General features: G+C 63.6%; 10 protein-coding genes. 5 read left to right on the forward strand and 5 right to left on the reverse strand.

Translation table 11 applies throughout. The features are described from left to right. Window positions 1-3: 3 nt before the first annotated feature. Window positions 4-555 (reverse strand): recombinase family protein, encoded by a 552-nt coding sequence (locus POM99_RS21555; RefSeq protein ID WP_004213210.1) that lies wholly within the window; start codon window positions 553-555, stop codon window positions 4-6. Between the two features lie 139 nt (window positions 556-694). Between POM99_RS21555 and POM99_RS21560 the strand changes: the two genes are divergently transcribed. The 4 genes from POM99_RS21560 (at window position 695) to POM99_RS21575 (ending at window position 7,087) form a co-directional block, all read left to right on the forward strand. After that, on the forward strand, window positions 695-3,652 hold the full coding sequence (locus POM99_RS21560) for a Tn3 family transposase (RefSeq protein ID WP_031286087.1): 2,958 nt from the start codon (window positions 695-697) through the stop codon (window positions 3,650-3,652). Between the two features lie 66 nt (window positions 3,653-3,718). After that, entirely contained in the window at window positions 3,719-5,443 is a 1,725-nt protein-coding gene (locus POM99_RS21565) for an efflux RND transporter permease subunit (RefSeq protein WP_438823047.1), read from the forward strand. Between the two features lie 16 nt (window positions 5,444-5,459). Beyond that, on the forward strand, window positions 5,460-6,401 hold the full coding sequence (locus POM99_RS21570) for a cation diffusion facilitator family transporter (protein ID WP_277280805.1): 942 nt from the start codon (window positions 5,460-5,462) through the stop codon (window positions 6,399-6,401). A gap of 2 nt (window positions 6,402-6,403) precedes the next feature. Continuing rightward, window positions 6,404-7,087: a ZIP family metal transporter gene (locus tag POM99_RS21575; protein WP_277280813.1), complete on the forward strand. Its 684-nt coding sequence runs from the start codon at window positions 6,404-6,406 to the stop codon at window positions 7,085-7,087. A 406-nt stretch (window positions 7,088-7,493) separates the two neighbouring features. Here the strand turns inward: POM99_RS21575 and POM99_RS21580 are convergent, their stop codons facing one another. From POM99_RS21580 to POM99_RS21590, 4 genes are all read right to left on the reverse strand, one after another. After that, window positions 7,494-8,417 (reverse strand): recombinase family protein, encoded by a 924-nt coding sequence (locus tag POM99_RS21580; protein ID WP_277280807.1) that lies wholly within the window; start codon window positions 8,415-8,417, stop codon window positions 7,494-7,496. A 295-nt stretch (window positions 8,418-8,712) separates the two neighbouring features. Next, window positions 8,713-9,039: a Rap1a/Tai family immunity protein gene (locus POM99_RS22535; RefSeq protein WP_223178489.1), complete on the reverse strand. Its 327-nt coding sequence runs from the start codon at window positions 9,037-9,039 to the stop codon at window positions 8,713-8,715. Window positions 9,040-9,114: 75 nt separating this feature from the next. Next, entirely contained in the window at window positions 9,115-9,519 is a 405-nt protein-coding gene (locus POM99_RS21585) for a PepSY domain-containing protein (RefSeq protein WP_228165648.1), read from the reverse strand. Then, entirely contained in the window at window positions 9,516-10,406 is an 891-nt protein-coding gene (locus POM99_RS21590; protein ID WP_008603797.1) for a DUF1259 domain-containing protein, read from the reverse strand. Before POM99_RS21590 ends, POM99_RS21585 begins: the two co-directional genes overlap by 4 nt. Before the next feature lie 240 nt (window positions 10,407-10,646). On the opposite strand from POM99_RS21590, the gene POM99_RS21595 reads away from it, so the two are divergent. Then, the gene (locus POM99_RS21595) at window positions 10,647-11,204 is read left to right on the forward strand and encodes a Chromate resistance protein ChrB (protein ID WP_277280811.1); all 558 of its coding nucleotides are present in this window, start codon (window positions 10,647-10,649) and stop codon (window positions 11,202-11,204) included. Window positions 11,205-11,274: the final 70 nt, after the last annotated feature.

Below are 11,274 nucleotides of genomic sequence, written 5' to 3' on the forward strand. Positions count from 1 at the left end.
GTTTCACGCGTTTTCCAGAGCCTTGTATAGGGCGGTTTTGCCGATCTTGAGCCGGGCCGCCGCCTCACGAACAGTGAGGCCCGCTGCGATATGCGCCCGCGCTTTACGTAGTTTGTCGGGGGTAACGACAGGCCGGCGACCACCCTTGTTGCCCCGCTCGCGTGCGGCCTTGAGGCCGGCATGAGTGCGTTCACGGATCAGGTCACGCTCGAATTGGGCCAGCGAGCCGAAGATGTTGAACACCAGCATGCCGCCCGAAGTGGTGGTGTCGATATTCTCGGTGAGTGAGCGGAACCCGATGCCGCGCGCCGCAAGCTCGCCGACCTTCTCGATCAGGTGGCTCATCGAGCGGCCGAGGCGGTCGAGTTTCCAGACCACCAGCGTGTCGCCGGGGCGCAAATAGGCGAGCGCTTCGGTTAGGCCAGGCCGATCGGCTTTTGCCCCGGATGCGTGATCGTCGAATATACGGTCGCACCCGGCAGTGTTCAGCGCGTCAAGCTGGAGCGACAGCTTCTGGTCTGCGGTCGAGACGCGCGCATAGCCGATCAGCGCCACATGATGCCCGATCCTGTCCGTTTTCCCGTCATTATGCGATCTTGTCCGAATCGCCGTTACAGGTCCAGAGTTAACGGACATATTCCTGTTGGCCGCCAGAGGACCGTCTGACGGACACGCAAAGCGAAGGAGATGATGCTTGGCGAGACGGCGACTGGTGAGCCTGGAAATCTGGGCGAGGCATTATGGCGCGCCGCTCGATGAGCGCGAGATCGCGCGTCATTATACGCTGACCAGCGACGACCTGGAAATTGTCGGCCGCCGTCGCGGCGATGCCACCCGGCTCGGCTATGCGATGCTCATGCTATATATGAGATGGCCTGGCCGTGCGCTGGAAGCGGGCGAAGTCCCGCCCGCTCCTGTGCTCGCCTATGTGGCGCAGCAACTCGGCGTCGCGCCGGCAGCCTTCGCGGATTATGCCCATCGGGACCAGACCCGTCGCGAGCATCTCGTCGAAATCCGACGATCGCACGGGTTCAGGATTTTTGACCGCAACGCTTTCCGTGAAGTTGTCGCCTTCTCGGTCCCAATCGCGCAGACCATCATACACCCCGGCCAGATGGCAGACGTCATCGTCGATGAACTCCGGCGCCTGCAGATCCTCCTGCCTTCTCCGTCGATTCTCGAAGCGGTGCTGCGGCGGGCGCGCCAGCAAGCCGAACAGCTTACCTATGAAGTGCTCACGAATGGCCTGCTGCCTGACACCCTTCAGGGCCTGGACGATTTGCTGGCCCGACGACCGGGGCAGGTCGCGACATGGCTATCCTGGATGCGCAATGCGCCACAATCGCCGGCAGCGCGCAACATCCTGCGCCTGATCGAACGGCTCGCCTATATCCGCGCGCTGGGCCTCGATCGCGCCCGTGCCGACATGATCCCGGCTTTGACTTTTGACAGGCTGGCGGACGAAGGCAGCCGCATCACACCCCAGCACCTTGGCGAACTCAATGCCCTGCGCCGCCATGCGACGCTGGCGGCAACCGGCATCCGGCTTGAGGAAAGCCTGACCGACGCCACCCTGACGATGTTCGACAAGCTGTTGGGCAGCATGGCGCGCCGCGCCGAGAACCGGACCCGCGACAAAGCCCTCAAGACGGTGCGCGAGTTGCAAGGCCACCTCCGGACGCTCACGGGGTCTTGCCGCCTCCTCATCGACGCGCGCAGCAAGGGCGTGGATTCTCTGGCGCAGATCGAGGCGCTGGACTGGCAGCACTTCGCCGTGGCCGTCGAGCAGGCCGAAGTGCTCGGGCGACCGGAAACCGTCGATCGCACCGCCGAATTGATCGAGCGGCATCGGACGGTGAAGCTCTTTGTCGGCGCTTTTCTCAACGCCTTCGAGTTTCGCGGCGCCGGCGCGGTTCAGGGGCTCCTGTCAGCGCTGGCCATCATCGCGGAGCTATATCGGACCGGCAAACGGCGCTTGCCTGATCGCGTGCCGCTACGCTTTGTGCCGCCCGCATGGCGCCCGTTCGTCCTGCGGGATGGCATCGTTGATCGTGCCGCTTATGAACTATGCGCCTTGTCGCAACTACGCGAGCGGTTGCGAGCCGGGGATATATGGGTCGCGGGAAGCCGGCAGTTTCGCGATTTCGACAGCTATCTCATACCGCCGGCGACCTTTGCGGCGCTGCGCGAGAAGGGGCCGTTGCCGCTCGCCATCGAAACGGATTTCGAGCGCCATATCGAGGAACGGCGCACCAGGCTCGACACGGCGATCGAGCAGGTAACGGTCCTTGCACGGCAAGGGGAGCTGCCCCAGGTTAAGCTTGACGAAAACGGTCTCATCATCTCGCCGCTGAAGGCGGCAACACCGCCCGCCACCGAGATTGCCCGTCGCGCCGCCTATGATCGACTGCCGCGCGTGAAGATCACCGATCTTCTGCTGGAGGTCGATGCCTGGACCGGGTTCAGCGAATGCTTCATCCATCGTCGTTCGGGCCGGGAAGCCGACGATCGCAATGCGCTGCTCACGGTCATCCTCGCCGATGGCATCAATCTCGGCCTCACACGCATGGCGGAAACCTGCCGGGGCGCAAGTCTGCGTCAGCTCGCCCATCTTCACGACTGGCACATCAGCGAAGCCGCCTATGGCGAAGCGTTGGGAAGGCTGATCGACGCCCATCGCGCCATGCCGCTCGCCGCGCTGTGGGGAGACGGCACCACTTCGTCGAGCGACGGACAGCAATTTCATGCCGGGGGCCGTGGGGCCGCGATCGGCGACATCAACGCGCGCAGCGGCAACGAACCAGGCGTTGCCTTCTACACCCATGTCTCGGATCGATATGACCCCTTCGCAAGTCGGGTGATCGCGGCGACCGCTGGCGAAGCGCCCTATGTGCTGGATGGCTTGCTGTATCACCAGACCGGCCTGACGATCGAGGAGCACTACACCGATACGGGCGGGGCATCGGACCATGTGTTCGGCCTCATGCCCTTCTTCGGCTACCGCTTCGCGCCGCGCCTGCGCGACATCAAGGAGCGTCGTTTACACCTCCTTCCCGGCCAAGAATCCGGCCCCTTGCTTGCCGGCATGACGGCCGAACCGATCGCATTGGGTCATGTCGCGGCGCATTGGGACGAACTGCTGCGGTTCGCCACGTCGATCCGCACCGGCACCGTCACTGCTTCGGCAATGCTGCGCCGCTTGTCCGCCTATCCGCGACAGAACGGACTGGCCCTCGCACTACGCGAGCTGGGCCGCCTCGAACGCTCCATTTTCATGCTCGACTGGCTGCGCGACATCGACCTGCGCCGGCGCACCCAGGCGGGCCTCAACAAAGGCGAAGCCCGCAACGCGCTCGCCCGCGCGCTCTTCTTCAACCAGCTCGGCGAACTGCGCGATCGTCGGTTCGAGAACCAGACCTATCGCGCCTCCGGCCTCAACCTGCTCGTCGCCGCCATCATCTTGTGGAACACTCGCTATCTCGAAATGGCGCTGGCGGACATCGGCACAGCCGACGAAATCGCACGCCACATCGCGCCATTGGGCTGGGAGCATATCTCGCTGACCGGTGACTATAGCTGGAATGTTGAAGATCAACCCGATCCGGACGCCTTGCGACCGCTGCGCGCCGTCAACTCCCTACTTGCCGCGTGACGTTCGCTATCCGTTCGCCCTTTCCGTGCAGATACGTCACTTTCGTGTAGTCACCCCTTCCACCCGATGGCGATCACCGTCGTGCTGGCGCTGACGGCGGCTCTGATCCTCTCGCTCACACTGGTTCCCGCGGCCGTGGCGCTGTTCGTTACCGGCAAGGTCGAGGAGAAGGAAAACTGGCTGATGCGCTGGCTTGGGCGAGGCTATCGCCCAATGCTCGACAAGACCCTCGACTGGCCCAAGGCGGCCATTGCGATTGCGATCGGGCTGGTTGCGGTGAGCGGCCTTGCAGCAACCCGCCTCGGGTCCGAGTTCATCCCCGATCTCGATGAGGGCGATATCGCCATGCACGCCATGCGCATTCCGGGGACGAGCCTTTCGCAGTCTGTCCAGATGCAGCAGGCGCTCGAGGCGCGCATCCGCAAGTTTCCCGAGGTGAAGATGGTTTTTGCGAAGATCGGCACCCCCGAAGTCGCGACCGATCCCATGCCGCCCTCGGTTGCCGACAACTTCATCATGCTCAAGGACCGGAGCGAATGGCCCGATCCACGCAAACCCCGGGACCAACTGGTCAAGGAGTTGAACCAGGCGGTGAGCGAGGTGCCCGGCAACAACTATGAGTTCACCCAGCCGGTGAAGATGCGCATGAACGAACTGATCGCGGGCGTGCGCGCCGATGTCGCGATCAAGCTGTTCGGCGACGATCTCGATCAACTGCTCGAAACCGGCCAGAAGATCGAGGCGGTGGCCGGCACCATCGCCGGGGCAGAAGACGTCAAGATCGAACAGGTCACCGGCCTGCCGATGCTTTCGGTCACGCCCAAACGCGACATGCTTGCCCGCTACGGGGTGAGCATGGCCGCAGTGCAGGATACCGTGGCTACGGCCACCGGCGGCAAGCAAGCGGGCGAACTGTTCGAAGGCGACCGGCGCTTCGATGTGGTGGTGCGGCTGCCCGAGGCGCAGCGGACGGACCTCGCCCTGCTCGGAAATCTGCCGGTTTCCTTGCCCGGCGGAGGATCGGTGCCGCTGGCCGAGGTGGCGGACATCTCGCTCGCGGCCGGTCCGAACCAGGTGAGCCGCGAGAACGGCAAGCGGCGAGCGGTGATCACCGCCAATGTGCGCGGGCGCGATCTCGGCTCGTTCATTTCCGAACTGCGCCAGAAGGTGGACGCGGACGTCGATCTGCCCGATGGCTACTACATCGAATATGGCGGCACCTTCGAGCAACTCCAGTCCGCCGCAACGCGCCTGCAGATCGTCGTGCCGCTGGTGCTGCTGATGATCTTCGGCCTGCTCTTCACCCTGTTCGGTTCGGTCAAGGACGCGGGCGTCGTCTTTTCCGGCGTGCCGCTGGCGCTGACCGGAGGGGTGGCAGCACTGGCGTTGCGGGGCATCCCATTGTCGATCTCGGCGGGCGTGGGCTTCATCGCGCTCTCGGGTGTTGCCGTCCTCAACGGCGTGGTCATGCTTTCGTTCATTCGTGACCTGCGAGAACGGGGCGCAGGGTTGCTGGAAGCAGTGAGGGAAGGCGCGCTCACGCGCCTGCGGCCGGTGATGATGACCGCCCTGGTCGCATCGCTGGGCTTCGTGCCGATGGCGATCAATGTCGGCGCGGGTTCGGAGGTGCAACGCCCGCTGGCGACGGTGGTGATCGGCGGGATCATCTCCTCGACCATCCTCACATTGCTGATGCTGCCGGCGCTTTACGCGCTTGTGCATCGCCGCGATGATGCCGAGGATGAAGCTGCCGTGGCCGATGAGGATGCGGCCGAGGCTTCAACGGCCTGAACGGAGGAGGCGGACGGTGGCGGCAGCGCACAATCACGGCGGCGGAGAGCCCGGCGACGAAGGCCATGGCAAGGCCGGGCACGATCATGCAGGCGGAGCGAACGCCCGCAGCCTGATCATCGCGCTGTCGCTTACCGGCACCTTTCTCATCGCCGAACTCGTCGGCGCATGGTGGTTCAACAGCCTCGCCCTGTTGTCGGATGCCGCGCACATGTTCACCGACGCGGCCGCGCTCGCGATCGCGCTCACGGCGATCAAGATCGGCCAGCGGCCGGCCGACAAGCAGCGCACTTACGGCTACCGCCGCTTCGAGATCCTCGCGGCGGCGTTCAATGCCGTGCTGCTCTTCGTGGTGGCGGGCTATGTCCTCTACGAGGGCGCGATGCGCTTCTTCGAGCCTGAGGAAGTGCAGTCGGTCGGCATGTTCGCCGTCGCCAGTATCGGCCTGGTCGTCAATCTTGTCGCGATGCGGGTGCTGGCAGGCGGCCGCGAAGCGAGCCTGAACGTCAAGGGCGCTTACCTCGAGGTCTGGGCGGACATGCTCGGTTCGCTCGGCGTGATCGGCGCAGCCATTGCGATATATTTCACCAACTGGAGCTGGATAGATCCCGCGGTCGCTATCGGCATCGGGCTGTGGGTGCTTCCGCGCACCTGGCTGCTGCTGCGGGATACGACGCATATCCTGCTGCAGGGCGTTCCGCGCGGGACCGACCTCGATGCGATCCGGGCCGCGATGAGTGCGGTTCCTGGCGTCGCCGGCGTGCATGACCTGCACGTCTGGTCAGTTGCCGGCGACGATGCCAGCCTGACCAGCCATGTCGTGACAATGCCCGGCAGCGATCCTCAGGCGGTTCGCGCAGCGATCTCGGCGATGTTGGAGGAACGTTTTACGATCCTCCATTCGACCATCCAGACCGAAACGGAACCTTGTAGCGATGAACAGGCGTTGCACGCATGACCATGCAGGCTCTGATCTATACGCTCATCCCTCTCGCCGCCGTAATATTGGGGACACTGGTTGCACTCTGGCGCAGACCTGGCCCGGCGCTGGTCAGCGCAACGCAACACCTTGCAGCTGGCGTGGTATTTGCCGCAGCCGCCGTCGAGATCCTGCCGCAGATCAAGCATGAGGCATCGCCCATTGCGACATTGATTGGCGGCGCGCTGGGTGTGGGCGTGATGCTGGCGATCAAGGCACTGGAAGAACGGGCATCGGGTCCGTTCGCCATGCTGAGCGCTACCGGAATCGATCTCTTCATCGACGGTCTTGTTCTGGGCCTCGCCTTCATAGCGGGCGAAAAGGCCGGCATCCTGCTGACGGCAGCGCTCACGCTTGAAGTCCTTTTTCTCGGACTATCCGTGACCTCCGAATTGCAGGAAAGTCAGGCGACCCGGCAAAGAATTCTCGCCATCGCAATCGGGCTTGGTTTGTTGCTGCCAGTCGGAGCACTGACAGCAACCCCCGTCGCGGCACTGCCACCGGTGGTCATCACCGGCTTTCTCAGCTTCGGTCTAATGGCTCTGCTCTATCTCGTAACCGAAGAACTGCTCGTGGAAGCCCACGAGAAGCCCGACACACCGCTCATTTCTTCAATGTTTTTCGTCGGTTTTCTCGGGCTGCTCGTACTCGAGGAACTGATGTGATGTCTCTATGGATCAGGAGGGCTGATATGACAGGGCGTTTCTCCAGATTTACCGCTGGCATGGCTACGCTGATGTTGATCTCGGGCTGTGCGATGGGGCCGGAACTAACGGTCCCAGTTTCCAAGACTTCGAGCGACCGGTTCACGATTAGGTGGGCTCATGCCTACCAGGGCAAGCGTGGCGTCGAGATTTGGGGGCTCGTAAGCCGCCGTGGCTACGGCGCAAGGGGCGGCCATATCCACGTTGAAGCCCTTGCCTCTTCGGGAACTGTGCTTGGCCAGGCCGATGCCCGCTTGCCCATGATGGGAGTACGCCACCGTTCGGGCAGTTTCGGGACCCGGCTGCAGGTGGCTGACGTTGCCGAAGTGGCCAAGATCACGGTCGAAGTGAAGGCCGTTCCAGACGCCTAGCGCAGGCCGCCCTCACCGGGTTCGGCCCCTGTTTCGGCGATCAGATGAAGCGACCGAGCTTGTGCGATAACCCGCCGGACCCCTTCGGGAGTCCAGGACAAACTACCGCGTACCGTTGGCTCGCGCAGATCGCGCGATAGCCAACTGGCGATTTCGCGTAGCGACGACTGCGGAGCAGAATTGAGACGATCAGCCACGAGCCGCGCAATCCGGCTATCGGGGGGTATGCGCGCCGCGCGCTCGAGAAGAACCGGGTCCGCATACCCCGCACGCACCAGCGCCTTGACCGCCTTCACCAGGGTGCGTTCGCTGAACGAGCGCACCGGAGGCGAGATAGCCCGGATTTGCCGCAGCACAACTGACCACGGCAAATGAGGGCGCAAGCGCACCACTGATGGCAGCCACCGGCGATGGCCATCGATCAACTCATTGAGATGACGCTCTTGTTGCACAATCCGCAGTTCCGCGATCGCGATCCGATCGCGGGCGCGCATCTTCGGATTACCTGGCTTTGCGCCGCGCGCGACGGCCGCCTTGATCCCGGCCCTTGTTCGCTCCCTGATCAAGGCCCGCTCAAATTCTGCGAAGGCGCCGAGCATCTGCGTCATCAGCATGCCCTGCGCACTCGAGGTGTCGATCGGATCGTTGATGGAGCGGAAGTAAGCGCCCTTGGCCTTCAGTGCCTCGACGATTTCCAGCAAATGTGACAGCGAACGCGCGAGGCGGTCTATCCTCACCACCAGCAGGGTGTCGCCCTTCCCCACCCGCTCCAACGCCCGCGCAAGGCTCGGCCGCTCCTTGCTGGCACCGCTCGCCTTGTCCTCATAGATCACCTCGCAGCCATGCGCGCGGAGCGCATCCTGCTGGGCGGCGGTGTCCTGTTCGTCGGTGGATACCCGGGCATAACCGATTATTGGCATTTGTCACATTTCATGGGATGGGGTCATTCGAACGGTTGCCCCCGTTAGGTATAATCTTCTGTCGCTCTTGGCTAGAGCAGAGCAACCACGCGATTCCTCCGTTTTCCGCCACTATGGCGTCACCTCAAGGTTTGTGCGCCAGACAACGATTTGGCAGACATAATGCGAACATCGGCTAATTAGCGAGCTTGAGGCGCGACATGGGATCGTTGAGCTGGCGGAATTCACCGCCAGGCGGACGCTCCGCCTGCCCTCAAAGGCAGCCGCCGGGCAGGCTACGCCGCGGGGTACGATGCTACTGACATGGCCAAGCCTTCGCTAACGAGCGTTCAGCTCCGGCCACCATATGAACACTCATAAAATAGCTATTCTGCTCCGCCCAGCGTAAATATGCCGCGCGCAGCGCCGATCGGTCATAGCGTGGAGCGCGGCATTCCGCTTTTCGCGCGACGATCATCATGTCGAGCACGCCTTGGAGGTAAGCGCCGCATCGCGGCTCATTCGCTTGACAGCTTACGAACAACGCCGAGCCCGTCGCCGACGCGGGTTCGGTTTGGCCGATCGCACTATCAGGCAGGGCGGCCAAAGCGGCGCATAACAATATCCATCGCCTTGGCCGCATTTTCGTCTCCTATTCCGCAGTATCATTTCGGAAGGGGCGCACGGCCCTCGACGGCCGGCGCCCCGTGCTGATCCATCATTCGCGGCCGAGCACCTGGCCTTCGGGCGTGACGAACAGTTCGATCGTCTTTCCGTCGCTGTTCTTGCCCTTGATTTCATAGAGCGTGCTTCCGTCCGCCTTTCGGGTGACTTGCTCCGCTTTGCTTATTGACGCGAGTTGCGCGCGTGCCGCGTTCATCGCGGCCTCGGGCACCTGAGCAAGCGGGATGTCTCGTTCGCTGTGCTTGCCGATTATCCGGTTTTCGTTCGCCTCGTGGTTTTGCGCGATCGCCACGCCCGCGATCGCCAGCGCGGCCGCGCCCACGCCTGCGACAACAGTGAGAGTTCGTTTGCTAGCCATGTTCCATTCCACTTCCTGCATAAGGGCCGTGGGGTCGGGCGGGCGGCGGTTACGGCCCAATGAGCCGTCGTCCGAGTTCAACTCCTCTGATTGTTCATCCTGTCGAGCGCCGCGCGCAGCCCACGGGCGAGCTTGGCTGCGTCGTCGTTGGCCCAGAAGTGCATGAAGAACAGCCGCGGCTCGTCGTTTAGCATATGATTATGCAGCGCCGTGACCTCGATCCCGTTCGTCCGCAGCACGCGCAGGACCGGATCGACCTCGTTTGCGACAAGTACGAAATCGCCGGTGATGGCGGCTCGGCCGTCCCCGGTTGGCTGAAAGTTGATCGCGGTCGCCGTGCCCATCGTCGGCGGAGTCTCCATATCGCCGTCCATCAGCCGCTCGGCGCGCGGAAAGCTGTATTGGAGGATGCCACCGGCCGTCTTGCCCTCACCGCCCATCAACCGGTTGAGCGCGGCCACATCGAGGTCGAGCCGCGATGCGGCTGCGCTGGCCGAAGGCGATTGCGGCGCGGCGAGCGGGGTCCGACTGGCTGATAGCGCTTGCCGGAGCGCGGCCGCGAGCTTCACCGGGTCGCCGTGGCCGGCAATGTGCATGTACATGGTCGCAGGCGAAGAGCGGAGCAGGTGATTGTGGAGCGCGGTGATCGTAAAACCGCTTGCGAGCAGGCGGCTCAAAACGGGGTTCACCTCGTCGTGGGTCAGCACGAGATCGCCCATCACCATCGCCTCGTCGCCCATCGGCTGAAACGCCGCCCAAGAGCCGAGCGCGAGGGAGGGCTTGATCGTCACCCCATCCAGCGTGACGCTCAGGTCCGAACGCGGGAAGCTGTAGCGGTGAACGCCCCCCGGCTGTTCGGCCCCCGCTCGTCCTATCGCCCGGTCGACAGCCGACCAGTCCGGCGCTGCCCATGCCGGGCTTGCCAGCAGGAGGCTGGCGAATCCCAAGGCGATGGTCTTTTTCAGCATAATTGATCCTTCATCAGCGCACTCGACACGGAAAGCCTCACGTCATGCGAGCGCGCCGCCGGCGAGCCGCGACATTGCGCTCCGGTTTCTTTCTTCGGGATAAGCAGTCCTATGCTCATGAGGCTTGTGATGCAACCCTTACACTTGTAGGCTAGTGACGATACAACTATGACAAACACACAAGCTTCCCCTTGGTTGCTCCTGATCCCGCAGCTTCCGGCTAAGCCTGCCTATTTGCGGGTGAAGGTCTGGCGGCGTTTGCAGGCGATCGGGGCCGCGCCGCTCAAGAACGCCGTCCATGCGCTCCCCAATCGCGAGGACACGCGCGCGCTGTTCGAAGAACTGCATCGCGAGATCACCGAAAATGGCGGCGAGGCGCTGATCCTCGAAGCGCGCCTTGTCGGCGGCATGGGCGATGCGGAGCTGCGCGGAGTGTTCGACGCTGCGCGTGACGCCGACTATGAGGAGTTGGCACGCGAGGCGCGCGCGCTGTGTGAGGGCGAGTATGTCGCGGCGGCGGATGTGGGCCGCCTGCGCAAACGCCTGAACGAGGTCGCCGCGATCGACTTTTTCGGTGCGCATGGTCGGCAGGCGGCACAGGCCGCCATCACCGAGGCGGACCGCCGCTCTCACCAACATCCCGATGTGAGCGGCCCCGGTGCGCCCGAGCTGACCCCGGCGGAGCTAAAGCGCCGCGTTTGGGTGACGCGCCGCCATGTCCATGTCGATCGCATCGCGTCCGCCTGTGTAGCGCGACGATTACGGTGTCCGGTCGGCGTCAATTTTGATGGCCGATAGGTGGCCGCGCCGGTTGGTGAATTCTGGCTACCATTTGCTGTTGCGAGGAGCAACCGTCGAGCGACAATTA

This window comes from Novosphingobium cyanobacteriorum (genome assembly GCF_029436685.1).
In the GTDB taxonomy this organism is placed as follows: Bacteria; Pseudomonadota; Alphaproteobacteria; order Sphingomonadales; family Sphingomonadaceae; genus Novosphingobium; species Novosphingobium cyanobacteriorum.

Excerpts from the sequence above, each read along its gene's own strand:
- POM99_RS21565 (WP_438823047.1), top strand. The coding sequence starts at position 3,719 with ATGGCGATCACCGTCGTGCTGGCGCTGACGGCGGCTCTGATCCTCTCG.
- POM99_RS21575 (WP_277280813.1), top strand. The coding sequence starts at position 6,404 with ATGCAGGCTCTGATCTATACGCTCATCCCTCTCGCCGCCGTAATATTG.
- POM99_RS21580 (WP_277280807.1), bottom strand. The coding sequence starts at position 8,417 with ATGCCAATAATCGGTTATGCCCGGGTATCCACCGACGAACAGGACACC.
- POM99_RS22535 (WP_223178489.1), bottom strand. The coding sequence starts at position 9,039 with ATGCGGCCAAGGCGATGGATATTGTTATGCGCCGCTTTGGCCGCCCTG.
- POM99_RS21590 (WP_008603797.1), bottom strand. The coding sequence starts at position 10,406 with ATGCTGAAAAAGACCATCGCCTTGGGATTCGCCAGCCTCCTGCTGGCA.